At 60.8% G+C, this 26279-nt stretch carries 21 protein-coding genes; 11 read left to right on the top strand and 10 right to left on the bottom strand.

Features of this window, described 5'->3' with window-relative positions:
• Positions 1-45 precede the first annotated feature (45 nt).
• From AC1DWG_RS21050 to yccS, 6 genes are all read left to right on the top strand, one after another.
• On the top strand, positions 46-1488 hold the full coding sequence (locus tag AC1DWG_RS21050; protein ID WP_477788293.1) for a TldD/PmbA family protein: 1443 nt from the start codon (positions 46-48) through the stop codon (positions 1486-1488).
• Positions 1488-2825 carry a TldD/PmbA family protein gene (locus tag AC1DWG_RS21055; RefSeq protein ID WP_477762899.1) on the top strand — a complete coding sequence of 446 codons (1338 nt, stop codon included), beginning with the start codon at positions 1488-1490 and terminating at the stop codon, positions 2823-2825. The genes AC1DWG_RS21050 and AC1DWG_RS21055 overlap by 1 nt, the downstream gene beginning before the upstream one ends.
• Positions 2826-2939: 114 nt before the next feature.
• The gene (gene mdtD, locus AC1DWG_RS21060; protein ID WP_477762900.1) at positions 2940-4367 is read left to right on the top strand and encodes a multidrug transporter subunit MdtD; all 1428 of its coding nucleotides are present in this window, start codon (positions 2940-2942) and stop codon (positions 4365-4367) included.
• Positions 4368-4472: 105 nt separating this feature from the next.
• A complete protein-coding gene (gene dbpA, locus AC1DWG_RS21065; protein WP_477788303.1) occupies positions 4473-5810 on the top strand; it encodes an ATP-dependent RNA helicase DbpA in 1338 nt (445 codons plus the stop codon).
• A gap of 153 nt (positions 5811-5963) precedes the next feature.
• On the top strand, positions 5964-7142 hold the full coding sequence (locus AC1DWG_RS21070; RefSeq protein ID WP_477788294.1) for a BaiN/RdsA family NAD(P)/FAD-dependent oxidoreductase: 1179 nt from the start codon (positions 5964-5966) through the stop codon (positions 7140-7142).
• Positions 7143-7385: 243 nt separating this feature from the next.
• Positions 7386-9569 (top strand): YccS family putative transporter, encoded by a 2184-nt coding sequence (gene yccS, locus AC1DWG_RS21075; protein WP_477762902.1) that lies wholly within the window; start codon positions 7386-7388, stop codon positions 9567-9569.
• 155 nt (positions 9570-9724) lie between these two features.
• Here yccS and AC1DWG_RS21080 read toward each other — a convergent pair whose 3' ends face one another.
• Positions 9725-10468: a substrate-binding periplasmic protein gene (locus AC1DWG_RS21080; protein WP_477762903.1), complete on the bottom strand. Its 744-nt coding sequence runs from the start codon at positions 10466-10468 to the stop codon at positions 9725-9727.
• 257 nt (positions 10469-10725) lie between these two features.
• On the opposite strand from AC1DWG_RS21080, the gene AC1DWG_RS21085 reads away from it, so the two are divergent.
• Positions 10726-11178 (top strand): GNAT family N-acetyltransferase, encoded by a 453-nt coding sequence (locus AC1DWG_RS21085; RefSeq protein WP_477752457.1) that lies wholly within the window; start codon positions 10726-10728, stop codon positions 11176-11178.
• A 122-nt stretch (positions 11179-11300) separates the two neighbouring features.
• Here AC1DWG_RS21085 and AC1DWG_RS21090 read toward each other — a convergent pair whose 3' ends face one another.
• From AC1DWG_RS21090 to AC1DWG_RS21100, 3 genes are read right to left on the bottom strand one after another with little or no spacing between them, the layout of a single operon-like run.
• A complete protein-coding gene (locus AC1DWG_RS21090) occupies positions 11301-11597 on the bottom strand; it encodes a winged helix-turn-helix domain-containing protein (RefSeq protein WP_090178776.1) in 297 nt (98 codons plus the stop codon).
• A gap of 37 nt (positions 11598-11634) precedes the next feature.
• Entirely contained in the window at positions 11635-12123 is a 489-nt protein-coding gene (locus AC1DWG_RS21095; RefSeq protein WP_477762904.1) for a YgjP-like metallopeptidase domain-containing protein, read from the bottom strand.
• A gap of 44 nt (positions 12124-12167) precedes the next feature.
• Positions 12168-14291 carry a putative bifunctional diguanylate cyclase/phosphodiesterase gene (locus tag AC1DWG_RS21100; RefSeq protein WP_477788295.1) on the bottom strand — a complete coding sequence of 708 codons (2124 nt, stop codon included), beginning with the start codon at positions 14289-14291 and terminating at the stop codon, positions 12168-12170.
• A gap of 321 nt (positions 14292-14612) precedes the next feature.
• On the opposite strand from AC1DWG_RS21100, the gene AC1DWG_RS21105 reads away from it, so the two are divergent.
• The gene (locus AC1DWG_RS21105; RefSeq protein WP_477752459.1) at positions 14613-15278 is read left to right on the top strand and encodes a polysaccharide lyase family 7 protein; all 666 of its coding nucleotides are present in this window, start codon (positions 14613-14615) and stop codon (positions 15276-15278) included.
• A gap of 106 nt (positions 15279-15384) precedes the next feature.
• Here AC1DWG_RS21105 and fba read toward each other — a convergent pair whose 3' ends face one another.
• From fba to tkt, 6 genes are all read right to left on the bottom strand, one after another.
• Entirely contained in the window at positions 15385-16449 is a 1065-nt protein-coding gene (gene fba, locus AC1DWG_RS21110; RefSeq protein WP_007981624.1) for a class II fructose-bisphosphate aldolase, read from the bottom strand.
• Positions 16450-16677: 228 nt separating this feature from the next.
• The gene (locus AC1DWG_RS21115; RefSeq protein ID WP_477762906.1) at positions 16678-17007 is read right to left on the bottom strand and encodes an MliC family protein; all 330 of its coding nucleotides are present in this window, start codon (positions 17005-17007) and stop codon (positions 16678-16680) included.
• Positions 17008-17063: 56 nt separating this feature from the next.
• Entirely contained in the window at positions 17064-17285 is a 222-nt protein-coding gene (locus tag AC1DWG_RS21120) for a hypothetical protein (protein ID WP_108217004.1), read from the bottom strand.
• A gap of 35 nt (positions 17286-17320) precedes the next feature.
• Positions 17321-18484 (bottom strand): phosphoglycerate kinase, encoded by a 1164-nt coding sequence (locus AC1DWG_RS21125; RefSeq protein WP_057712964.1) that lies wholly within the window; start codon positions 18482-18484, stop codon positions 17321-17323.
• Positions 18485-18510: 26 nt separating this feature from the next.
• Positions 18511-19569, bottom strand: coding sequence for an erythrose-4-phosphate dehydrogenase (gene epd, locus AC1DWG_RS21130; protein WP_108229589.1), 1059 nt, complete (start codon positions 19567-19569; stop codon positions 18511-18513).
• 181 nt (positions 19570-19750) lie between these two features.
• Positions 19751-21748: a transketolase gene (gene tkt, locus AC1DWG_RS21135; RefSeq protein ID WP_477752461.1), complete on the bottom strand. Its 1998-nt coding sequence runs from the start codon at positions 21746-21748 to the stop codon at positions 19751-19753.
• Positions 21749-22009: 261 nt separating this feature from the next.
• Between tkt and AC1DWG_RS21140 the strand changes: the two genes are divergently transcribed.
• The 3 genes from AC1DWG_RS21140 (at position 22010) to ligB (ending at position 26188) form a co-directional block, all read left to right on the top strand.
• Positions 22010-23005 carry an ArsR/SmtB family transcription factor gene (locus AC1DWG_RS21140; RefSeq protein ID WP_477762907.1) on the top strand — a complete coding sequence of 332 codons (996 nt, stop codon included), beginning with the start codon at positions 22010-22012 and terminating at the stop codon, positions 23003-23005.
• Between the two features lie 18 nt (positions 23006-23023).
• Entirely contained in the window at positions 23024-24214 is a 1191-nt protein-coding gene (gene metK / locus AC1DWG_RS21145; protein ID WP_477752463.1) for a methionine adenosyltransferase, read from the top strand.
• A 294-nt stretch (positions 24215-24508) separates the two neighbouring features.
• A complete protein-coding gene (gene ligB / locus AC1DWG_RS21150; protein WP_477788296.1) occupies positions 24509-26188 on the top strand; it encodes an NAD-dependent DNA ligase LigB in 1680 nt (559 codons plus the stop codon).
• Positions 26189-26279: the final 91 nt, after the last annotated feature.

Below are 26279 nucleotides of genomic sequence, written 5' to 3' on the forward strand. Positions count from 1 at the left end.
TCGCAGCACCGCTCCACCGCCACTCCATACCCAGGAGGTTCACGAATGTTCGATTTCTACCCCCAGCTCAAGCAGCGCTTCGCTGCCTTGCGCACGGGTGCTGAATTCTTTTCCCTGCGTTATGTGCGCGAATCCGGGCAGTACCTGTCAGTGCGCAAGAACGTCGCCGAACCGCCAAGCCTGAGCCGTGACGAAGGGGCGATGCTGACCGTGCGGGTCAATGGCGTCGAGGCCTATGCGGCCACCAACGACCTGTCGCAACAGGGCCTGCAAGCTGCCCTCGAACGCGCCGAACTCCAGGCCCATCGACTCAAGCCCCACGCCTTGCTGGACCTGCGCGAGCAGGCTGTTTCCAGCGACCGCGCCGATTATTTTTCGCCCAACCTCGACCAGGCGTTCCCGTCCCTGAGCGACTGCTACCAACTGCTTGGCACCGAGTCGGCCGCCGTACCCAAGGACGAGCGCCTGGTGAACTGGCAGGTCAGCCTCGGCATCACCCACGTCGAGCAGATCTACCTCAACAGCGCCGGTGCCGAACTGCGCCAGGCCCAACGCTTTGTCTACCCCGGCCTGGACGTCACGGCCTACGATGGTAATGACAGCCAGACCCGCAGCCTGGGCCGCGAGAACTTCGGCCAGCAAGGCGCGGCGGACGTCATCAGCCGCTGCGGCCTGATCGGTGCCGGTGCCCAGGTGGCCGATCAGGCCCTGCAATTGCTCCTGGCACCGAACACCCCGCAAGGCAAGCGCGACCTGCTGCTGATGCCCGACCAGATGATGCTGCAAATCCACGAGTCCATCGGCCACCCGCTGGAGCTGGACCGCATCCTCGGTGACGAGCGCAACTACGCCGGCACCAGTTTCGTCAAAGCCTGCGATTTCGGCCGCCTGCAATACGGTTCCGGCCTGCTCAACGTGACCTTCGACCCGGACATCCCCGAGGAGCTCGCCAGCTACGGCCATGACGACGACGGCACGCCCGCCAGCAAACAGTTCCTGATCCGTGAAGGCCTGTTGCTGCGCCCGCTGGGTGGTGCGCTGTCGCAATTCCGGGCCGGCATGGACGGCGTCGCCAACAGCCGCGCCTGCGGCTGGAACCGCCCGCCGATCGACCGCATGGCCAACCTCAACATCGAGCCCGGTGATCAGTCCATCGAACAGCTGATCGGCGGTATCGAACACGGCGTGCTGATGTCGACCAACCGTTCCTGGTCGATCGACGATGCGCGCAACAAATTCCAGTTCGGCTGCGAATGGGGCCAACTGATCGAAAACGGCGAACTCAAGGGCGTGGTGAAGAATCCCAATTACAGGGGCATCTCCGCGCAGTTCTGGAAAAGCCTCAGCGCCGTCGGCGATGCCAGTACCCTAAAGGTCCTCGGCACACCGAACTGCGGCAAGGGCGAACCGAACCAGGTGATCCGCGTCGGCCACGCGTCACCGGCCTGTGTGTTCAGCAACGTTGATGTATTCGGAGGAGACGCCTGATGAATCCTTCAAACAGCCAGTCCGCGTCGTTCAAGGCGCTGGTCAACAGCCTGCGTGCAGCGCTTCACGAGCCCGAGCAGTTCACCCTCAGCTACGCTGCCGAGTCGTCGGCCTTCGTGCGTTTCAACCACGCCAAGGTGCGTCAGGCCGGTCAGGTGCAGCAGGCGAGCATCGGCCTGAAACTGATCAACGAAGGCCGGCATGCCGACCTGCACATCACCCTGGCCGGCGATCCGCAGGTGGATGCGCAGCGCCTGAGCGAAGGTCTGCAACAGTTGCGTGAAACCCTGCCGCTGCTGCCTCCGGACCCGTACCTGCTGCTCAACCACAACGGCTGGCAGAGCAACAACGTGCAGTCGCATCCGCTGCCGGACACCGAGCAGGTGGTCGCGCAAATCACCCAGGCCGCCGAAGGTCTGGATCTTGTCGGTTTCTACGCTGCCGGCCCGATCAGTCGTGGCTTTGCCAGCTCTTCGGGCGCCTTCGGCTGGCATCAGGCCAACAGTTTCAACTTCGACTTCAGCCTGTTCCACGAGAACGGCCAGGCCGTGAAAGCCAGCTACGCCGGGCACGACTGGAGCAGCGAAGGCTTTGCCAAACGCTTCCAGCAAGCCCGCGAGCAGCTTGAGTTTCTGGGTCGGCCGCTACGCACTTTGGCGCCCGGCCAATACCGCGCTTACCTGGCACCGGCGGCGCTGGAAGAAATCATGGGCATGTTGTGCTGGGGTGGTTTCTCGGCACAGTCGATTGCCAGCAAAAGCAGCCCGCTGCAAAAGCTCTACGGTGGCGACAGCGCGTTCAGTCCGCTGGTCTCGCTGGATGAAAAAGTCACCGGCTCGCTGAGCCCGGCGTTCTCCGACGAAGGTTATCCGCGCAGCGATCTGGGGTTGATCGTCAATGGCAAGGCCGGGGCACAACTGGTCAGCTCGCGCAGTGCTGCGGAATACGGTTTGACCGCCAACGGCGCCAGCGGCGGTGAATCACCGAGTGCGCTGAACATGAAAGCCGGGGTATTGCCTGACACGGACATCCTCAAGCAACTGGGCACAGGGCTGTACATCAGCAACCTGTGGTACCTGAACTTCTCGGATCAACCGGCCGCACGCCTGACCGGCATGACCCGCTTTGCCACGTTCTGGGTCGAGAACGGCGAGATCCAGGCACCGGTCAGCACCATGCGCTTCGACGACAGCGCTTTCAGCCTGCTCGGTTCGCAACTGGAAGCGTTGACCGAGGAGCGGGAGTTGTTGCTGTCGGCGAGTACGTATAGCCAGCGGGCGACGGCTTCGGCGTTGTTGCCGGGGGCGTTGGTCAGCCGATTGACCCTGACCTTGTAAATGCGCAACACCCTGTAGGAGCTGGCTTGCCAGCGAAAGGGCCGTCAAGGCCGCCAAAAGCTTCGCTGGCAAGCCAGCTCCTACAATGTCGATGAAAACCTACCAAGAGGTCCCATGCCCAACCGCCCACCTCTCGACGCTGTCACCGCCCGTTGGGTGCCGTGGGTCGTCGCAATCGCCTTCTTCATGCAGTCCCTCGACGGGACGATTCTCAACACTGCCCTGCCAGCCATGGCCCGCGACTTGGCCGAAGACCCATTACGCATGCAGGGTGTGATCATCGCTTACATGCTCACGGTCGCGTTGCTGATCCCGGCTTCGGGCTGGATAGCCGATCGCTTCGGCACCCGAAAGATCTTTTTCAGTGCGATTTTGCTGTTCAGTCTCGGCTCGCTGCTCTGCGCATTGTCGAGCAGCCTGAGCATGCTGATCGGTGCCCGGGTGATCCAGGGCCTGGGCGGCGCGTTGATGCTGCCGGTCGGGCGGCTGGTGGTGTTGCGCGCCTACCCGCGCTCGGAACTGGTGCGGATCATGGGTTTCATCACCATTCCCGGGCTGCTCGGCCCCTTGATCGGCCCGACAATGGGCGGCTGGATGGTGCAATACCTGACCTGGCACTGGATCTTCCTGATCAACCTGCCGGTGGGTCTGGTCGGTTGCTACGCCGTGTGGAAATTCATCCCCGACCTTCGCGGCACCGAGCGCACCCGTTTCGATAGCCTGGGTTTCGTGCTGTTCGGCGCGGCGATGATTCTGATCACCATCGCCATGGAAGGCCTGGGCGAACTGCACCTGCCGCATTTGCGGGTGATGTTGCTGCTGTTCGGCGGCATGGCGTGCCTGGCGGCGTACTGGCTGCGCGCCGGGCATATCGACAACCCGCTGTTCGCGCCGTCGCTGTTCAAGACCCGGACCTTTGCCGTGGGCATTCTCGGCAACCTGTTCGCCCGCCTCGGCAGCGGCGCCCTGCCCTTTCTGGTGCCGTTACTGTTGCAAGTGGCGCTGGGCTATTCGCCGTCCCAGGCCGGGATGAGCATGCTGCCGCTGGCGGCGGCGGCGATGATCGCCAAGTGGGTGGCGCGCCCGCTGATCGAGCGCCTGGGTTACCGCATCGTGCTCACCGGCAACACCCTGGCGCTGGGGATCATGCTGGCGAGCATGGGTCTGGTCAGTGAGCAGACGCCGTACTGGCTGCTGCTGTGCCTGCTGGCGATCCTCGGGGCGATCAACTCCTTGCAGTTCACCGCGATGAACACCGTGACCCTGATCGACCTCGACGACGCCAGCGCCAGCAGCGGCAACAGCCTGCTGTCGGTGGTCGCGCAATTGTCCCTGAGCCTGGGCGTGGCCTGCGCGGGTGCATTGCTCGGTGGCTTTACGGCGGAGATCGGCAATGACGGCGTGGAGACGGTTTTGGGCGCCTTTCAACTAACGTTCGTGACGGTTGGAATCATGGCAATGCTGGCTGCAACGATCTTTTCCCAGCTCTCCCGGGAAGACGGACGGCGCGTCAAGCGTCCGGAAGAGCACATCGAACCTTAGGGCGAATGGCCATCGGACTGGTACACTGCGCGACATTTTGTTTTGCAGGCCAGTCCCGTGACCACCATCGCCACCGAATTTAATACTTTGCCGCTGTCCGCCGCCATGCTGGCTAACCTCGACTCCCTCGGTTATGCCCAGATGACGCCGATCCAGGCGCAAAGCTTGCCGGTGATCCTCAAGGGGATGGACCTGATCGCCCAGGCCAAGACCGGCAGCGGCAAGACCGCTGCCTTTGGCATCGGCCTGCTGAACCCGATCAATCCGCGTTACTTCGGTTGCCAGGCGCTGATCCTGTGCCCGACCCGCGAGCTGGCTGACCAGGTCGCCAAGGAAATCCGTCGCCTGGCCCGTGCCGAAGACAATATCAAGGTCCTGACCCTGTGCGGCGGCGTGTCCCTCGGCCCGCAGATCGCTTCGCTGGAACACGGCGCGCACATCATCGTCGGCACCCCGGGACGCATCCAGCAGCACCTGCGCAAAGGTTCGCTGGTACTCCACGGCCTCAACACCCTGATCCTCGACGAAGCCGACCGCATGCTCGACATGGGTTTCTACGATTCCATCGAAGAAATCATCATGCAGGCCCCGGAGCGTCGCCAGACCCTGCTGTTCTCCGCCACCTACCCGGTAGGCATCAAGCAGCTGGCCTCGAAGTTCATGCGTAACCCGCAGCAAGTGAAGGCCGAGGCGTTCCACGACGACACGCAGATCGAGCAGCGCTTCTACGAGATTTCCCCGGACGACCGCATGAGTGCGGTGACCAAGGTCCTTGGCCACTTCCGCCCGGCCTCCTGCGTGGCCTTCTGCTACACCAAGCAGCAGGTTCAGGAAACCGTCGACCACCTGACCGCCAAAGGCATTTCCGCCGTCGGCCTGCACGGCGATCTGGAACAGCGAGACCGCGACCAGGTGCTGGCGATGTTCGCCAACCGCAGTACTTCGGTACTGGTGGCGACCGACGTCGCCGCCCGCGGCCTCGATATCGATTCCCTGGACATGGTGATCAACGTCGAACTGGCCCGTGATTCGGAAATCCACATCCACCGCGTCGGCCGTACTGGCCGCGCCGGTGAGAAAGGCCTCGCGGTCAGCCTGGTGGCGCCATCCGAAGCGCAGCGCGCCCAGGCCATCGAGCAATTGCAGCAGACACCACTGACCTGGGATCAGGTGGACAACCTCACCTCCAAGGGCGGTGGTCCGCTGTTGCCGCAGATGAGCACCCTGTGCATTGCTGCCGGCCGTAAGGACAAGGTTCGTCCGGGCGACATTCTTGGCGCACTGACCGGTGACGCCGGCATCCCCGGTGCCCAGGTCGGCAAGATCGCGATTTTCGACTTCCAGGCCTATGTGGCCGTGGAGCGCGGCGTCGCCAAGCAAGCCTTGCAGCGTTTGAACGACGGCAAGATCAAGGGCCGTTCGTTGCGCGTTCGTATTTTGTAAGCGATCTTCGACCCAACGAAGATCCCCCTGTGGGAGCGGGCTTGCTCGCGAAAGCGGCTTATCAGTCGACATTGATGTTGAATGTGATGGCCCTTTCGCGAGCAAGCCCGCTCCCACATTGGTTTTGTGGTGATACATCAAGAGGACACCGTTTTGCGCTCTACCGAAGTCGTGATCATTGGCGCTGGCGCCGCAGGGTTGATGTGTGCACTGACCGCCGCCGGGCGCGGGCGCAAGGTGTTGTTGCTCGACCATGCCAACAAGGCCGGCAAGAAAATCCTGATGTCGGGCGGTGGCCGCTGCAATTTCACCAACATGTACACCGAACCGAGCAATTTCCTCTCGCAGAACGCGCACTTTTGCAAATCCGCCCTGGCCCGTTACACCCAGTGGGATTTCATCGGCATGGTGGCCAAGCACGGCGTGCCGTACCACGAGAAAAAACTCGGCCAGTTATTCTGCGATAACAAATCCAGCGACATCCTGGAAATGCTGCTCAACGAGTGCGATCAGGTCGGCGTCAGCCTGCACCTGGACACCTCGATCCAGACCATCGAGAAGCTCGAAAGCGGCTACCTGCTGGACACGACACTCGACCAGATAACGTGCGAATCGCTGGTAATCGCCACCGGCGGCCTGTCGATCCCGACCCTGGGCGCCACCGGTTTCGGTTACCAGGTGGCCAAACAGTTTGGCCACGAACTGCTGCCGACCCGCGCCGGCCTGGTGCCATTCACCATCACCGATCAGCTCAAGGCCTTGTGCACTGAGCTGTCCGGCACATCGGTGGATTGCCTGGTGAGCTGCAATGACCAGAGCTTCCGCGAGAACATCCTGTTCACCCACCGCGGCCTCAGCGGCCCGGCGATTTTGCAGATCTCGTCGTTCTGGGAGTCCGGCGATACCGTGGAGATCAACCTGCTGCCGGATCACGACGTGCCGAGCTGGCTGCAACAGCAACAGGCCGAACGCCCTAACAGCGAGCTGAAAACCCTGCTCGGGGAAATTTTCACCAAGAAGATGGCCAACCTGCTGGCGGACAACTGGTTCGTCTCCAAACCGATGAAGCAGTACACCCACGCGGAACTGGCCGATATCGCGGAAAAACTGGCGAGCTGGAAAGTCGTGCCCGCCGGCACCGAAGGCTATCGCACCGCCGAAGTGACCCTGGGCGGCGTCAACACCAATGAAGTGTCGTCCAAGACCATGGAATCGCTGAAAAGCCCGGGGCTGTACTTCATCGGGGAAGTGCTGGACGTGACCGGGCATCTGGGCGGGTTCAACTTCCAGTGGGCGTGGGCTTCGGGCTACGCCGCTGCGCAGTACGTCTGATAAACACAAATCAAAATGTGGGAGCGGGCTTGCTCGCGAAGGGGCCATAACATTCAACATCAATGTTGAATGAAAGGACGCTTTCGCGAGCAAGCCCGCTCCCACATTGGATCTGTGATGATTTGTAGATTGTATTCGCACAAGGAAGGAACAGATTTTGCTGTCTGATGTGATCGACGCCATTGCGTCGGCGTCATTAGTGGCTCAATTTAGCGTCATTGCCTCGGAAGGCCTTCGCATTTCATGTCATCGACTTCGTTCCGCCAGACTCTGCGGCGCCTTTGGGCGCTGGATAAATTCAGTTACAGCGTACGGGTATTCATTGCCCTGACCGGCACCATGGCGCTGTGTTGGTATCAGGACGAAATGGGCCTGTTGATCCCGTTGTTCCTGGGGATTATCGCCAGTGCCCTGGCCGAGACCGACGACAGTTGGCAGGGCCGTCTCAACGCGCTGGCCGTGACGCTGGTGTGTTTCGCTGTCGCCGCCCTGTCCGTCGAACTGCTCTTCCCCTACCCCTGGCTGTTTATCATCGCCTTCGCCCTGGCCGCGTTCTGCCTGACCATGCTCGGCGCCCTCGGCGAACGCTATGGCGCGATTGCCTCGGCGACACTGATTCTGTCGGTCTACACCATGATCGGCGTGGACCAGCGCGGCGGCGCGGTCATCGATGTCTGGCACGAGCCGGTACTGCTGGTGGCCGGTGCCGCCTGGTATGGCCTGCTCTCGGTGTTGTGGCAGGCGCTGTTTTCCAATCAGCCGGTGCAGCAGAGCCTGGCGCGCCTGTTCCGCGAGCTGGGCTTTTACCTGAAGCTGAAATCCTCGCTGTTCGAGCCGATCCGGCAGATGGACGTGGAGGCACGGCGCCTGGAACTGGCCCAGCAGAACGGTCGGGTGGTGGCGGCATTGAACGCTGCCAAGGAAATCATCCTGCACCGGGTCGGTAACGGTCGCCCGGGGTCGAAAGTCAGCCGCTACCTCAAGCTGTACTTCCTCGCCCAGGACATCCACGAACGTGCCAGTTCTTCGCACTACCCTTATAACGCCCTGGCCGACGCCTTCTTCCACAGCGACGTGCTGTTCCGCTGCCAACGCCTGTTGCGTCAGCAAGGCAAGGCCTGCCGGGCCCTGGCCGAATCGTTCCAGATGCGCCAGCCGTTCACCTATGACGCCAGTTTCGCCGAAGCCCTGAGCGACCTGGATGCCTCCCTCGAACACCTGCGCATCCAGAGCAACCCGGCCTGGCGCGGCTTGCTGCGTTCACTGCGGGCACTGGCGGCCAACCTTGGCACTCTCGATCGCTTGCTCAGCGATGCCAGCAACCCCGACGCCCTGGCCGACGCCACCGACAGCAGCTTGCTTGACCGTTCGCCGCGCAACCTCAAGGACGTGTGGCTGCGCTTGCGCACGCAGCTGACGCCGACCTCGCTGCTGTTCCGTCATGCCCTGCGATTGCCCCTGGCCTTGAGCATCGGCTACGCCATGGTGCATTTGATCCACCCGTCCCAAGGCTACTGGATCATCCTCACCACGCTGTTCGTCTGCCAACCGAACTACGGCGCCACCCGCCGCAAACTCGGTCAACGGATCATCGGCACCGCCATCGGCCTGACCCTGGCCTGGGCGCTGTTCGACCTGTTCCCGAACCCGCTGATCCAGTCGTGTTTCGCCATTGCCGCCGGGGTGGTGTTCTTTACCAACCGCACCACCCGCTACACCCTGGCGACGGCGGCAATCACCCTGATGGTGCTGTTCTGCTTCAACCAGGTGGGTGACGGTTACGGGCTGTTCCTGCCACGGTTGTTCGATACCTTGCTCGGCAGCCTGATCGCCGGGCTCGCGGTGTTCCTGTTCCTGCCGGACTGGCAGGGGCGGCGCCTGAACAAAGTGCTGGCCAACACCCTGGCCTGCAACAGCATTTACCTGCGCCAGATCATGCAGCAATACGCTGCGGGTAAAAGCGACGACCTGGCTTACCGCCTGGCCCGCCGCAACGCGCACAACGCCGACGCGGCGCTGTCGACCACACTGGCCAATATGCTGATGGAGCCTGGGCATTTCCGTAAGGAAGCGGATGTCGGATTCCGCTTCCTGGTGCTGTCGCACACGCTACTGAGCTACCTGTCAGGCCTGGGCGCACATCGGGAAACCCAACTGCCGGCGGACGTGCATGAACATTTGATCGACGGGGCCGGGGTGAAACTGGCTGCGAGCATCGACGAAATCGCCCATGGGCTGGCGAGCAAATCCTCAATAGCGATTCAAAGCGATGAGGAAGAAGCACTGGCCAATGAACTGGAGCAGATGCCCGATGAAATCGATGAGGGGCAGCGGTTGGTGCAGACGCAACTGGCGCTGATTTGTCGGCAGTTGGGCCCGCTGAGGACGTTGGCGGCGCATCTGATCAAGGATACGAGTGAGGATTGAGATCTGTGGTGTCTGAGCGGGCCTCATCGCGAGCAGGCTCGCTCCCACAGGGGCTCTGGTGTTCATAAAACTTGTGTCGACTGAAGATCTACTGTGGGAGCGAGCCTGCTCGCGAAGAGGCCATCAGTAACAGCACAAAATCTGGATCAACTCACTTACATCCCATGCTGCCTCATCAACTTGTCATAACTCCCGTCCGCCTTCATCGCCGCGATCTCCCGGTCGAAACCGGTGACGATCCGTGCATGCTCGGGATTCTTCAGGCTGACCATGATATGCAGGCTGTTCTCGCTCAATGCCTTGGGCAGGAACTCCACGGCGTTTCGCAGTTTGGGTGACTCACGGGCCAGGTAGTAGCGGGCGACGAATTCATCTTCCAGCGTCAGCTTGACCCGGCCGGCCGCGACCATGCGCACTGCCATGGCGAAGCTGTGCACCGGGATTTTCTGCAATGAGTCGTCGTTGTCGAACGCGGGCGAATAGGCGTAACCGCGCACGATGGCAATCGGATACGTGTGCAATTGCTGCAGGTCGTTGAACTCGATGGGCGCGTCTTTACGCTTGAGAAACCGTACGCGATTGAGCAGGTATTCGCCAGAAAACTGGCCGAGTTTTGTACGTTCGTCGTTGTACCAGGCGTTGACCAGCACGTCGTAGCGGCCCTCGCCCACACCCATCAAGGCCCGCGCCCAGGGCACTTGTTCAAACTCACTGGCATAGCCGGCCCTGGCGAGCGCGGTACTGACAATATCCGTGGCCAAACCACCGTTGACGAGCGTGGAATCGGTAAAGGGGGGCCAAGCATCAGCGACCAACCGCAGTTTTTCTGCCGCTGCTCCCTGAACCAGCAACAGCAACAGCAATCCAATCAAGGCAAAAGCTCGATGCAATCGCGGCATGCCAGAAAATCCTTAGCGGGCGGATTGCCCAACGTGTTTTCAGCCAGAACCCCAAGGCCTCGTACTGACAAGACCCGGGTACGAAACATTAGCTCATCGAAGCCACAGCACAGCGCTTCGATCCAGATTACACAAAGAAGACATCCGCGCGAGAAATGAATGATGGCATTTTGGCCTATGTCACAGATTCTTCCGCCATAAAGACTTCTGGCGTGACTGCGCTTAGTATCGGAACGACGTTTTCAGGGAATCAAAACATGACAGTCGATTGGATCTGCAAACACCACAGCGACCTGGGCAAGGAGCAGCTGTACGCCATTTTACAGCTGCGTGCAGAAGTGTTCGTCGTCGAACAAAAATGCGTTTACCAGGATATTGATGGCCAGGACCTGGAAGGCGACACCTGCCACGTGATGGCCTGGGACGGTAACCGGCTGGTGGCCTACCTGCGCCTGCTCGACCCGCAATCACAGGGCGGCGATGTAGTGATCGGGCGGGTGATCATTGCCCCGCAGGCACGCGGTGCAGGCCTGGGGCATGAGCTGATGGATCAGGCGTTGAAACAGATCGAGAAATACTGGCCCGGCCTGCCGGTCTACCTCTCGGCCCAGGCGCATTTGCAGGGGTATTACGGGCGTTATGGTTTTGTCGTGGCAGGTGAGGAATATGTGGAAGATGGCATTCCACACATTGGGATGCGTCGTCCTTGAAGACCCTTTCGCGAGCAGGCTCGCTCCCACACTGGATCGTGTTCACAGCTCAACTCAACTGTGGGAGCGAGCCTGCTCCGGGCGGCGTTCCGACGATGGCGTCAGTTCAGGCACCGCAAATCTCAGGGATACTCCAGCACTGCCTTGATCTGCCGCAGATTACGCTCGATCCACCCACGATCGATCGCCCCCCACTCGCGAATCCGATAGCGCCCCGCATGGTTGCGCGCACCCTCTTCCTGCTCGAACTCACAAATGATATCCAGATCCGCCAGCGCCGCGATGGTGTCCTGTGCCGTGCGCCGGGGCATGCCGGTGACCTCGGTCAGCGCCGGGACACTGCTGGCCAGCCCGCTGTCGATCAGGTACGCCACGTACAACCGGCGGTAGAAGCTGCTCTTGGTCTTGCTCACGTCCATCCAATGCTCCTTAAAAGATCGCAGCCTGCGGCAGCTCCTACAGATCCCGCCACGTCAGGTACACCCGCACATCAAATTCCACCTGGTGATAACCCGGCAGCATGTGCTCGCACAGTTTGTAGAAGGCCTTGTTGTGGTCCGACTCCTTGAAGTGCGCCAGCTCATGCACCACGATCATTTTCAGGAACTCGCAAGGCGCTTCCTTGAACAGCGAAGCGATGCGGATTTCCTTCTTGGACTTGAGTTTTCCGCCTTGCACCCTGGAGATCGTGGTATGCAGGCCGAGCGCGCGATGAGTCAGGTCCAGGCGGTTGTCGAACAGCACCTTGTCGATGGCCGGCGCATTACGCAGGTATTCCTGCTTGAGGTCCAAGGTATAGGTGTACAGCGCCTTGTCGCTCTGCACCCCATGCTTTTGCGGGTAACGCTGGCTCAGGTAATCGCCCAGCCGACCGTCGGCGATCAGCTGGCGCACCTGATCCTGCAAGGTGGCGGGATAGGCCTGAAGATATTTCAACACGGTCATGGGGCGGCAATACAAGTCACTAAAAGTTCGCCAGTGTAGCGAATTCAGCGGGCCAGCGCGCTCCAGTCAAACGGCTGGACAAAGACCCCGGTGTCTTCGGCCATCATCGGCCGGGCCACCAGAAAACCTTGTACATATTCACAACCGTTGGCCTGCAGCCATTCATACTGCGCGACGGTTTCCACCCCTTCGGCAATCACCAGCATCCCGAACTGTTTGCACAGGTCGATCACACTACGCACCAGCGCCGCGTCCCGTACCGATTCCGGCAACCGGGCGATCAAATGCCGGTCGAGCTTGAGTGTGTCCAGCTCCAGGTCGCGCAAGTGCGACAGTGAGCACAGTCCGGCCCCGAAGTCATCCAGTGCCACTCGTACGCCCAGATTGCGCAGCAGGCGCAATTGCTTGCGGGTTTCTTCGGGGTTATGCATCAAGGCCTCTTCCGTGACCTCGACTTCCAGATAACGTGGTTGCAAGCCATGGCGCTCAAGCACCTGACGCAACTCGGTGACCAGGTTGGGCACGCCGAACTGCGTACTGCTCAAACTGACGCCGAGCACCAGGTCCTCGGCAAACAGGGACTCCCAGGCTTTGCGTTGCCCGGCGCTGCGATGGTAGATCCAGCTGCCCAGACGACTGATCAGCCGCGCCTCCTCCAGCAATGGCAAAAACAGCCCCGGGGGTACATCGCCAACGCTCGGATGCTGCCAGCGCAACAAGGCCTCGAAGCCACGAATCCGCCCGTCGGCAATCGCCACCTGAGGCTGATACACCAGATTGAAATCCCGATTCTCAATGGCGCTTCGCACACTTTCTTCCAGCATCAGCCGCGAGCGCGCCCGGCCGTTCATTTCGTGATCGTAGAAGCGATATTGCTGGCGACCGGCACGCTTGGCTTCGTACATGGCGATGTCGGCCGCCCGCAGCATCCCGTCGAGATTGGCACCACAATCCGGGAACGTGGCGATGCCGATACTGGCACCCAGGGCGATATCGAGGCCGTCGATCTGCTGACAGATCGACACTCGCTCGATGAGCTTCTCGGCAATCTTCGCCGCTTGCTCGGGGAACTCCAGATCCAGCAGCGCGGTGAATTCGTCGCCGCCCATCCGCGCCAGAATGTCGAAGGGCCGCAGGCAGGCCCTCAACTGTTCGGATACCCAGCGCAGCACTCGATCGCCGGCATCATGCCCGAGCGAATCATTAACTCGTTTGAAGCCGTCGAGGTCCAGGTACATCAAGACCCAGGAACTGTCGGAACGCTCACCGCGCAACAGCAGGTTCTCGACGGTCTGGTAGAAACCCCGGCGGTTGAGCAATCCGGTCAGCGGATCGGTGACCGCCTGAAATTCCAGTTGCTGATGCAGATGGCGCACCACCGACATGTCCAGCACGGTGACCACCATCGCATGCTGCTCGGCAGGCAACGGCGCGCAGGACAAGGCCACCGGCACCTGCTGGCCGGGCGCCGTACGTAGCAGGGCATCGTGCAGGCGCAGGGTTTCGCCGCGTTTATATCCGGCCAGCAACTCGGAATCGGCCCAGATCGGGATATGCGGTTTTTGCAGGTAGTCCAGAAACTCCTTGCCTTGCAGTTCCTGCACCGTGGCATTGAGCAGCCGCGACATCGCCGGATTGGCAAAACGAATCAGACCGTCCTCACCCAATACCAGAATGCCTTCGGCCGCGTTATCCAGCACCGACGCATTAAAGGCACGAGCGGATTCCAGATCATGACTCAAGCGCTGCAAGGCCCGGCGGTTACGCTGGTGTTCGAGCAACGCCTGGACCTTGGGCGTGAAGATCTGTGGGTCGAACGGTTTGAACAGGAAATCCACCGCACCACTGGCATAGCCCTTGATCACCGCGTCCTGGGACTGTTCGTTGGCGGTCAGGAAAATGATCGGCGTGAAACGGGTCCGCTGGCTACCGCGCATCAGGCGCGCCACTTCATAACCGTCCATGCCCGGCATCTGTACGTCCAGCAGCACCAGGTCGATATCGTGTTCAAGCAACAAGCCGAGGGCCTCGAAACCTGAGGCGGCAGTCATGACCCGCCAGCCCTGGCGCTGTAACAACGCACGCATGCTGATCAGGTTTTCAGGGTAATCATCGACGACTAAAAGGGTTGAGCCGCCTTCTACTGGCGTGGGTTGCGCGCATTCCATGCTGCCTCTCTAATTGCGGGGTGTCAGGCCGGCTTCTCGTGAAAACCGGACAAATACGGTGCCATCACTCTAGACCCGGTTCTGCAAAAGCAGAAGGTGTCAGTAAGCCATCATATAATCATTGTGTCTTTTACCGACTAACGGTCGATTGTTCAGCTCCATGAAAACCAGGAAGATGGCATTTCGACAGGTTGTTGACGTCAACCACCCGTCAGACAAGCGTTAACAAAATATCCCGCTACGCTTATAAAGGCCGCCCCAAAGGTGCGGTCTAGAGCTTCTGGCACGCCCGTTCAGCATGAATCGAGTGGAAGAACCGACATGATCGATCTCGCAAGCTGGAACCTCAGCGTTCCCGTTGGCAACCCGCCGTACACCGTCGAAACCGCCAAACTGGTGGATGGTTTCAAGGATCAATACTTCCACTCCGACACCGGCACATTGTTTTTCTGGGCGCCCGTGACCGGCTCCCGTACCGAAAACGCGATTTATCCACGCACCGAATTGCGTGAAACCTACAGCAACGGCACGTTGAAAAACTGGTACTACCCCGACGCTGACAATTCCCTGCATGCGACTCTTTCGGTCAGCCAGGTACCCAGCTCGGGCAAGATCGTCATTGGCCAGATCCATGCCTATAACAGCCAGAAGCCCATGGTGAAGGTCGAGTATCAATACAAAACCGACAGTTCAACCGGCAACATCGTCGCCAAAGTCCGCATGCACCCCGACGACACCCCCCGAGTCATCACCATCGCCACCGGCGTGAAACTCAATCAGGAATTCTCCTACCTCATCCACCTCAGCCCCGGCGGTGCATTGGGCATCAGTGCGGCGGGCTATCAGTGGAATACCGATATCAGCGCGATGTGGCGTGATAAACCGCTGTACTTCAAGGCCGGCGTCTATGTGCAGGACAACACGGGGTACACAAGCGAAGGCGGGGAAGTGACGTTCAGCAAGCTGGATATTGATCACAATCAATAGTATTTACCGTTGAAAAGATCGCAGCCTTCGGACGATCTTTTGATCTTGCGCTCACAAAAAACCCGCATTTCTGCGGGTTTTTCATGCGACTAAAACGCTGACGGTCTTAGTTGACCTTGGCGTTCAACTCACCTTTCAGGTAACGCTGGTACATCCCTTCCAGCGAGATCGCCTTGATCTTCGAAGCGTTGCCGGCAGTACCGAAGGCTTCGTAGCGAGCAATACACACATCGCGCATGGCGGTCACGGTGGCGCCGAAGAATTTACGCGGGTCGAACTCGCTCGGGTTGGTGGCCATCAGGCGACGCATTGCGCCAGTGGATGCCAGGCGCAGGTCGGTGTCGATGTTGACCTTGCGCACGCCGTGCTTGATGCCTTCGACGATTTCTTCTACCGGTACGCCGTAGGTTTCCTTGATGTCGCCGCCGTACTGGTTGATGATCGCCAGCCACTCTTGCGGAACCGAAGACGAACCGTGCATCACCAGGTGAGTGTTCGGAATGCGCTTGTGGATTTCCTTGATGCGGTCGATGGCCAGCACGTCGCCGGTAGGCGGCTTGGTGAACTTGTAGGCGCCGTGGCTGGTGCCGATGGCGATGGCCAGGGCATCAACCTGAGTGCGTTTTACGAAGTCAGCGGCTTCTTCCGGGTCGGTCAGCATCTGGCTGTGATCCAGAACGCCTTCGGCGCCGATGCCGTCTTCTTCACCGGCCATGCCGGTTTCCAGCGAACCCAGGCAGCCCAGCTCGCCTTCTACCGAAACGCCGCAGGCGTGAGCCATGGCCACGGTTTGTTGGGTAACACGCACGTTGTAGTCGTAGTCGGTCGGGGTCTTGCCGTCTTCACCGAGGGATCCGTCCATCATCACCGAGCTGAAGCCCAGTTGAATGGAGCGCTGGCAGACGTCAGGGCTGGTGCCGTGGTCCTGGTGCATGCACACCGGGATGTGCGGGAATTCTTCGATGGCTGCCAGGATCAGGTGACGCAGGAACGGTGCGCCGGCGTATTTGCGAGCACCGGCCGAAGCCTGGACGATCACCGGGGAGTCAGTCTTGTCAGCGGCTTCCATGATGGCGCGCATCTGTTCAAGGTTGTTGACGTTGAAGGCTGGAACGCCGTAGCCGAACTCGGCTGCGTGGTCCAGCATCTGGCGCATGCTGATAAGTGCCATTGTGTATATCTCTCCCGGTTGAGGGTCGTTAATCGTGCCAGCCTGCCGTAGCGGCGGCGGCTATTCAAGTTTTTGCAGATCGGGGGTTGGCCCGGACTGCGGATTTGGTGTTGCATCTGGTAGCTGCCGCCCCTGTAGGAGCGAGCCTGCTCGCGATGGTAGACCAGACAACGCGGGCATTCAGGCCCCCAGCGTTATCGTTAACGACCATCGCGAGCATGCTCGCTCCTACAGGTGACAGCCACGGCCAATCAAATCATTGGTGGCGACCCAGTAAACCAGGCCTTCCTCACCTTTTATGTGAAACGCCAGCATGTCATTGCTGTACAGCGAACCCGATGCACCCGGTTCCTGCTTCAAGCGGTAGACCTGATCGGCACCGCCCAGCCGCACGTCGACTTCTTTGCGGCTGTCGTCGATGTAGCGCCACAACACCTTGGCCTGGCTGTCGCAGGTCCAGGTGGTCCAGTTATCCACAGGCGCGGACGATTGGAACAGGTTCAACTGAGCACAACCCGCCAACAACGCCAATGCCGCAACTGCGATAAAACCTTTCATCCGTGTCCCTCGGCTGACGGCGCACACTGCCAGCCCTGAGTAAAGAGTCAGACCCGTCAAGGGCAGCCATGTTCCTTGGCGGGTGCCTGGGTCTCGTATTTGTCCAGACCCTCGGGACCTGCGCGCTTGTTGAGCACCGGGTTGGTTTCGGCCTGCCAGTCAGCCTGGTAGCAGCCTTTGTCCGACTCGGACGGCGCAGGTTCCGGGGTGGCCTTAGGGTTACTCCCGCACGCCACCAACGAACCTGCGACGATCAACAGCGCTAACGTCTTGACCATGTAAACACTCCCTTGCCTGGTCAAACGGGCGACCCTCAGGCCTTGGCCCGGCTTTCCAGGACTTCAACGGCTGGCAGAACCTTGCCTTCGACGAATTCGAGGAACGCGCCACCACCGGTAGAAATGTAGGAGATCTGCTCGGCCACGCCATACTTGTCGATGGCAGCCAGGGTGTCGCCACCGCCGGCAATGGAGAACGCCGCGCTGTCTGCGATGGCCTGGGCCAGCACTTTGGTGCCATTACCGAACTGATCGAACTCGAACACGCCGACCGGGCCGTTCCACAGGATAGTCTTGGACGACTTCAGCAGCTCGGCGAAATTCGCCGCGGTCTGCGGGCCGATGTCCAGGATCATGTCGTCGGCAGCGACGTCAGCGATCAGCTTGACGGTCGCAGCGGCGCTTTCAGCGAACTCCTTGGCAACCACCACGTCCACTGGCAGCGGTACGCTGACCTTGGCGGCGATGGCGCGAGCGGTATCCAGCAGATCCGGCTCGTACAGCGACTTGCCGACTGGATGACCGGCAGCGGCCAGGAAGGTGTTGGCGATGCCGCCACCAACGATCAACTGGTTGCAGATCTGGCTCAGGCTGTTCAGCACGTCGAGTTTGGTCGACACCTTGGAGCCGGCAACAATGGCCGCCATCGGCTGGGCCGGAGCGCCCAGGGCCTTGCCCAGCGCATCCAGTTCAGCGGCCAGCAATGGACCTGCCGCAGCAACCTTGGCGAACTTGGCCACGCCGTGGGTCGAACCCTCGGCACGGTGAGCGGTGCCGAAGGCGTCCATCACGAACACGTCGCACAGGGCAGCGTATTGCTGGGCCAGTTCGTCAGCGTTCTTTTTCTCGCCTTTGTTGAAACGCACGTTTTCGAACAGCACGATGTCGCCAGCCTTGACGTCAACGCCGCCCAGGTAATCGGCCACCAGCGGCACTTCACGGCCCAGAGCGCGGCTCAGGTAGTCGGCGACTGGCTTGAGGCTGTTCTCGGCCGAGAACTCGCCTTCGGTCGGACGGCCAAGGTGCGAGCAGACCATCACGGCCGCGCCTTTTTCCAGGGCCAGCTTGATGGTCGGCAGCGAGGCCAGGATACGCGCATCGCTGGTGACAACACCGTCCTTGACTGGGACGTTGAGGTCTTCGCGGATCAATACGCGCTTACCTTGCAGATCGAGGTCGGACATCTTCAACACGGTCATGGGTCGCATTTCCTGAGTAGCTGATCTTAGAGAGCAGGTTTTTTTGAAGTCGCTGTTTGCAGATAGTGTTCTGCAACGTCCAGCATTCGGTTGGCAAAACCCCATTCGTTGTCGAACCAGGCCAGGATGTTCACCAGCCGTGGGCCGGAAACGCGGGTCTGACTGGCATCGACAATCGCCGAATGTGGGTCATGGTTGAAATCACAACTGGCGTGAGGCAACTCGGTATAGGCCAGCAGGCCTTTGAGCGGGCCGCTGGTGGCGGCTTCGCGCAGAATCCGGTTGACCTCGGTGGCGTCGGTCGCAGTGGCGGTCTGCATCGTGATATCGAGGCAGGACACGTTGACCGTCGGCACCCGCACGGCTTTGGCCTGAATTCGGCCGGCAAGTTCCGGCAGCAGGCGTTCGATACCACGCGCCAGACCGGTGGACACCGGAATCACCGACTGGAACGCCGAACGGGTGCGGCGCAGGTCTTCGTGGTGATAGGCATCGATGACCGGCTGATCGTTCATGGCCGAGTGAATAGTGGTAATCGACACGTAATCCAGGCCAATGGCCTGATTCAGCAGGCGCAGCAGCGGCACACCGCAGTTGGTGGTGCAAGACGCGTTGGACACCAGCAGTTCGTCGCCGGTCAGGCAATCCTGGTTCACGCCGTAGACGATGGTGGCGTCGACATCGGTCTCGCTGGCCATCGGCTGGGAAAACAGCACACGCGGGGCGCCGGCGTCGAGGAAACGCTGGCCGTCTTCGCGAGTGTGATAAGCGCCGGAGCACTCCAGCACCAGATCGACGCCCAGGGACGCCCAATCGATGCCTTCGGGGGTGGCACTGCGCAGGACCTTCACGCAGTCGCCATTGATATGCAGACAATCGCCGTCGACCTTCACTTCGCCGGGGAACCGGCCATGGGTGGAGTCGAAGCGTGTCAGGTATTCGATGCTGGCCATGTCCGCCAGATCGTTGATCGCGACAATCTCGAACCCGGCCTTGTCGCCTCGCTCGAACAACGCACGCAAGACGCAACGACCAATCCGGCCGTAGCCGTTGAGTGCAACTTTGTAGGGACGCGGTTGAGGCATGGGGTTCTCGATAGACGCAGGCAGATCGAAATCTAGTTAACAACGCAAACCCTGTAGGAGCTGTCGAGTGAAACGAGGCTGCGATCTTTTGATCTTGGTTTTGAAGATCAAGATCAAAAGATCGCAGCCTGCGGCAGCTCCTACAGGGGGCCGCGGTGGTCGTGAAACCACCGCGTCATGCTTAGTCTTCCAGCAGCTCTTCAGCCTGACCCAGGATGTTTTCCAGGGTGAAGCCGAACTCTTCGAACAAGGCTGGCGCAGGCGCCGACTCGCCGTAGGTGGTCATGCCGATCACACGCCCTTCCAGGCCCACGTACTTGTACCAGTAGTCGGCATGGGAAGCCTCGATGGCGATACGCGCGCTGACCTGCAACGGCAGGACCGCTTGCTTGTAGCCGGCGTCCTGGGCATCGAACACGCTGGTGCAAGGCATGGAAACCACGCGAACCTTACGGCCCTGCTCGGTCAGTTTGTCGAAGGCCTGAACGGCCAGGCCGACTTCCGAACCGGTGGCGATCAGGATCAGCTCAGGCTCGCCTGAGCAGTCCTTCAACACGTAGCCGCCACGGCTGATGTCGGCGATCTGCAGAGCGCTGCGGGTCTGGTGCTGCAGGTTCTGACGGGAGAAGATCAGAGCCGAAGGACCGTCCTTGCGCTCCAGTGCGTACTTCCAGCTCACCGCCGATTCAACGGCGTCGGCTGGACGCCAGGTATCGAGGTTCGGTGTGCAGCGCAGGCTGGCCAGTTGCTCGATTGGCTGGTGAGTCGGGCCGTCTTCGCCCAGACCGATGGAGTCGTGGGTGTAGACGTGGATCACGCGCTGCTTCATCAGGGCCGACATGCGTACCGCGTTACGGGCGTATTCCATGAACATCAGGAAGGTCGCGCCGTAAGGCACCAGGCCGCCGTGCAGGGCTACGCCGTTCATGATCGCGGTCATGCCGAACTCGCGCACGCCGTAGTACATGTAGTTGCCGCTGGCGTCTTCGGCGGTGACGCCTTTGCAACCTTTCCACAGGGTCAGATTGGAACCGGCCAGGTCAGCCGAACCGCCGAGAAACTCAGGCAGCAACGGGCCGAACGCGTTCAGGGCATTCTGGCTGGCTTTACGGCTGGCGATGGTTTCGCCCTTGGCCGCCACTTCGGCGATGTAGGCCGAGGCTTTTTCCGAGAAGTCAGCTGGCAGGTCACCGCTCAGACGACGCACCAATTCGTTGGCTTCGGTCGGGAAAGCGGCAGAGTAGGCAGCGAAACGCTGATCCCACTCGGCTTCCACGGCGCGGCCGGTTTCCTTGGCGTCCCACTCGGCGTAGATGTCGGCCGGGATTTCGAACGGGCCGTGATTCCATTTCAGCGCCGCACGGGTCAGGGCGATTTCCGCGTCACCCAGCGGGGCGCCGTGGCAATCTTCCTTGCCTTGCTTGTTCGGCGAACCGAAACCGATGGTGGTCTTGCAGCAGATCAGGGTTGGCTGCTCGCTTTTGCGTGCAGTGTCGATCGCAGTCTTGATCTCTTCCGGGTCGTGACCGTCGACATTACGGATCACTTGCCAGTTGTAGGACTCAAAGCGCTTCGGCGTGTCGTCGGTGAACCAGCCTTCGACTTCGCCATCGATGGAGATGCCGTTGTCATCGTAGAAGGCGATCAGTTTGCCCAGGCCCAGGGTACCGGCCAGGGAAGCGACTTCGTGGGAAATGCCTTCCATCATGCAGCCATCACCCAGGAATACGTAGGTGTGGTGGTCGACGATGTTGTGACCAGGACGGTTGAATTGTGCCGCCATGACTTTTTCAGCCAGGGCAAAACCCACGGCGTTGGCCAGGCCCTGGCCCAGTGGACCGGTGGTGGTTTCAACGCCCGGGGTGTAGCCGAGCTCCGGGTGGCCCGGGGTGCGGCTGTGCAGTTGGCGGAACTGCTTCAGGTCATCGATCGACAGGTCATAGCCGGTCAGGTGCAGCAGCGAGTAGATCAACATCGAGCCGTGGCCGTTGGACAGCACGAAGCGGTCACGGTCGGCGAACGATGGATTGCTCGGGTTGTGCTTGAGGTAGTCGCGCCAAAGTACCTCGGCGATATCCGCCATACCCATCGGGGCACCGGGATGGCCGCTGTTGGCTTTTTGCACGGCATCCATGCTGAGGGCACGAATGGCGTTGGCACGCTCACGACGGCTAGGCATCGCTGTTCTCCTGGGGGCTTGAATAAAACGAATCGGAAAAAAGGCGAGCATTTTCCCTCACCGGGCCGCCTCGGGGCAATGACAGATAGTCATCTGGAGGCGTTTTTCCAATGGATAACGACGTATTAACGTGATGAAACCTTTCTGCTCTGGCTTTGTTGACTGAACCTAACGTCAAGAAGTGCCATCTATCGAGCAATATCAAAACTTTTTGATATTGCTCTTGCGATGCTTTCGGCTCGTGACTAGACTGCCGGCCTTATGAACTTACGCGTGCCCTCCATTCAACATGACGATTGCGATGAACTGGCGGCCTTGTGCAAGGCTGGCGGCGATCCCCTGCGGTTGAATGTTTTGCGCGCACTGGCCAATGACTCGTTCGGTGTGCTGGAACTGGCGCAGATCTTCGGCATCGGCCAGTCAGGCATGAGCCACCACCTCAAGGTACTGGCCCAGGCCGGTCTGGTGGCAACGCGCCGCGAAGGCAACGCGATTTTCTACCGTCGCGCCCTGCCCCACACCGAACTGCCGGGCGGCAAATTGCACGCCGCCCTGCTCGAAGAAGTGGACAACCTGACGCTGCCGACCGACGTACAGTCGCGCATCGCCCAGGTCCATGGGCAACGGGCGGCCGCCAGCCAGGACTTTTTCTCTCGGGTAGCGGAGAAGTTTCGCGCCCAGCAAGACTTGATCGCCGGCCTGCCGCAATACCGCGAAAGCGTGGTGGCCCTGCTCGACAAGTTGAGCTTCGACAAAGACGCCACGGCCATTGAAGTCGGCCCCGGCGATGGCGCATTCCTGCCGGAACTGGCGCGCCGCTTCTCGCAAGTCACGGCGCTGGATAACAGCACCGCGATGCTCGAACTGGCGCGTCAGGTCTGCGAACGCGACAAGCTGACTAACGTTAGCCTGCAACTGGCCGATGCATTGAACGGCGTCAGCCTCAAGGCCGATTGCGTGGTACTGAACATGGTGCTGCACCATTTTGCCGCGCCGGCCGATGCGCTCAAGCACATGGCCAATTTGCTGCAACCAGGCGGTAGCCTGTTAGTGACAGAGTTATGTAGCCACAACCAGAGTTGGGCCAAGGAGGCCTGCGGTGATCTCTGGCTGGGGTTTGAACAGGACGATTTGGCCCGTTGGGCCACCGCTGCGGGACTCGCTCCCGGGGAAAGCCTCTATGTAGGCTTACGTAATGGTTTCCAGATCCAGGTCCGCCACTTTCAGCGACCGGCTGGCGACACTCACCATCGGTAAATTCAGGAAAACATCGAGATGAGCGAATACTCCCTTTTCACCTCCGAGTCCGTGTCTGAAGGGCATCCGGACAAAATCGCCGACCAGATTTCTGATGCGGTGCTGGACGCCATCATTGCTGAAGACAAGTTCGCCCGTGTGGCGTGCGAGACTCTGGTGAAAACGGGCGTGGCCATCATCGCTGGCGAAGTCACCACCTCGGCCTGGGTCGACCTGGAACAGATCGTTCGTGACGTGATCACCGACATCGGCTACACCAGCTCCAACGTCGGCTTCGACGGTGCGACCTGCGGCGTGATGAACATCATCGGCAAGCAGTCCCCTGACATCAACCAGGGTGTCGACCGTGCCAAGCCTGAAGATCAGGGTGCCGGCGACCAGGGCCTGATGTTCGGCTACGCCAGCAACGAAACCGACGTGCTGATGCCAGCACCGATCACCTTCTCGCACCAGCTGGTGCAGCGCCAGGCCGAAGCCCGCAAATCCGGCCTGCTGCCTTGGCTGCGTCCGGACGCCAAGTCGCAAGTGACCTGCCGCTACGAAAACGGCAAGGTTGTCGGCATCGACGCCGTTGTCCTGTCGACCCAGCACAACCCTGAAGTGTCGTACAACGACCTGCGCGAAGGCGTGATGGAGTTGATCGTCAAGCACGTGCTGCCTGCCGAACTGCTGAGCAAGGACACCCAGTTCCACATCAACCCGACCGGCCAGTTCATCATCGGCGGCCCGGTGGGTGACTGCGGCCTGACCGGTCGCAAGATCATCGTCGACAGCTACGGCGGCATGGCCCGTCACGGCGGTGGCGCGTTCTCCGGTAAAGATCCATCGAAGGTTGACCGTTCGGCAGCCTACGCCGGTCGTTACGTGGCCAAGAACATCGTTGCTGCCGGCCTGGCCGAGCGTTGCGAAATTCAGGTTTCCTACGCGATCGGTGTTGCTCAACCGACTTCGATCTCGTTGAATACCTTCGGCACCGGCAAGATCAGCGATGACAAGATCGTCAAACTGGTCCGCGAAGTGTTCGACCTGCGTCCATACGCGATCACCACCATGCTCGACCTGCTGCACCCGATGTATCAGGAAACCGCTGCGTACGGCCACTTCGGTCGCACCCCGGCAACCAAGACTGTTGGCGAAGACACCTTCACCACGTTCACCTGGGAAAAAACCGACCGCGCCGACGCTCTGCGTTCTGCTGCCGGCCTGTAAGATTTCCCCGCAACACCCGAAGCCCCGCACGGTTCGCGCCCTGCGGGGCTTTTTATTGCCTTGCGCTTGAGACCGTATGGCCTCTTCGCGAGCAGGTTCGCTCCCACAGTTGATCTTTGACGTGACTGATATCTGTGGGCAAACGCAAATCCCTGAGGGAGCGAGCCTGCTCCGGGCGGCGTTCCGACGAAGAGGCCAGCACAGCCACCGGACATACCCGGCAAAATACCCCCTCTGCGCGCCACCCCATACTGACCTAGCCTTCACGCACCTCACCGAGCAAGGACGCTCAAGATGCTTCCCGACCTGCGCCTGTTTTTCGCCTTTCTACTGACCTTTGCCCACCTGACCGCCAATGCCACCGAGTGCCCGGACTGGCCATCCGAACGCGCCCTGAACGAAGTCAACAAACTGCAACAGCAAATCGACTTCTGGGACGACAGCTATCACCGCCAGGGACGCTCACTGGTCGCCGATGAGCTCTACGACCAGTCCCGCTCGCAACTCACCCAATGGCGCCACTGCTTCAACCTGAGCCCGTCCGCAGACCCCTTGCGCACTGCGCGCGGCACGCTGCCCCACCCCATCGCCCACACCGGCCTGGACAAACTGCATGATCGTCCCGCCGTGGAAAACTGGCTGCGTGACCGGGTGGACGTCTGGGTCCAGCCTAAAATCGATGGCGTGGCGGTGACCCTGGTTTACCGCAACGGTCTGTTGGCCCAGGCAATCAGCCGTGGTGACGGCGAAAGCGGTCAGGACTGGACGGCTCCGGCACGGCAGATTCCGGCCATCCCGCAACGGCTGTCGCAGGCCCGGGACGTGATCGTGCAAGGCGAACTGTATTGGCGCCTGACCGATCACGTGCAGGCCCAGGCCGGCAGCCTCAATGCTCGTGCCTCGGTGGCCGGCCTGATGGCACGCAAGGTCTTGAGCGCCGAACAGGCCGCCGGCATCGACCTGTTTGTCTGGGACTGGCCCCAAGGGCCGGCGAGCGTACCCGCGCGTGCCGCGGCGCTGACTGCGCTGGGCTTCCCGAGTACCACGGCATACAGCCAGCCAATCACCTCCGTCACCGATGCCGAACGCTGGCGCGAACACTGGTATCGCTCCCCCCTGCCCTTTGCCAGCGACGGCATCGTCCTGCGCCAGAACCAGCGCCCGGCCGCCGAACGCTGGCAGGCCAGGTCACCTTACTGGGCCATCGCCTGGAAATACCCCTTCGCCCAGGCACTGGCCGAAGTCCGCCAGGTTCACTTCAAAATCGGCCGGACCGGGCGGATCACTCCGGTACTTGAACTGATCCCAGTGAAGCTCGATGACCGGCAGATCAAACACGTCAGCGTCGGTTCGCTGCAACGCTGGCAGGCGCTGGACATACGTCCGGGTGACCAGGTCGCCATCAGCCTGGCCGGGCTGACCATTCCCAGGCTCGATAGCGTTGTATTGCGCAGCAGCGAACGCGCCGAATTGAACGCGCCGCTGGCAGCGGACTTTCATTCATTGAGTTGCTGGCGACCGACTCCGGGCTGTGAGAGCCAGTTTCTCGCGCGTCTGACCTGGCTCAGCAGCAAACAGGGTCTGGCGCTGCCCAATGTGGGTCTGGGCACTTGGGAAAAACTCCTTGCAACAGGTCGCCTGAACGGCCTGGTGGATTGGTTGACCCTCGATGCTCAAGAGCTTGCTACCATTGACGGTTTCGGCGAGCGCAGCGCGGCTCGCCTTGCAGACAGCTTCGACCGAGCCCGGCAACGCCCGTTCGCGCACTGGCTGAAAGCCCTGGGGTTGCCGCCGACAGGTCAGGTGCACCTCGGCAATTCATGGCAGGCACTGGCGCAGCGAGACATCGAACAATGGCGGGCCGAGGCCGGTATCGGTCCGGGACGCGCGGCGCAACTGAACGCCTTTTTCCGCGATCCGCAGGTCCTGGCCTTGAGTGAAACATTACGTGATGCGGGGATTGACGGCTTTTAGCGGTCAGCCTTGCGCCCAGCGGGAACCCTAGGGGACCGCCGGGCTCCAACAAGCCATTGCCACACCGGCCCGCTTGTCTTCTTACATGGAG

Source organism: Pseudomonas sp. P4_B3 (assembly GCF_056402295.1).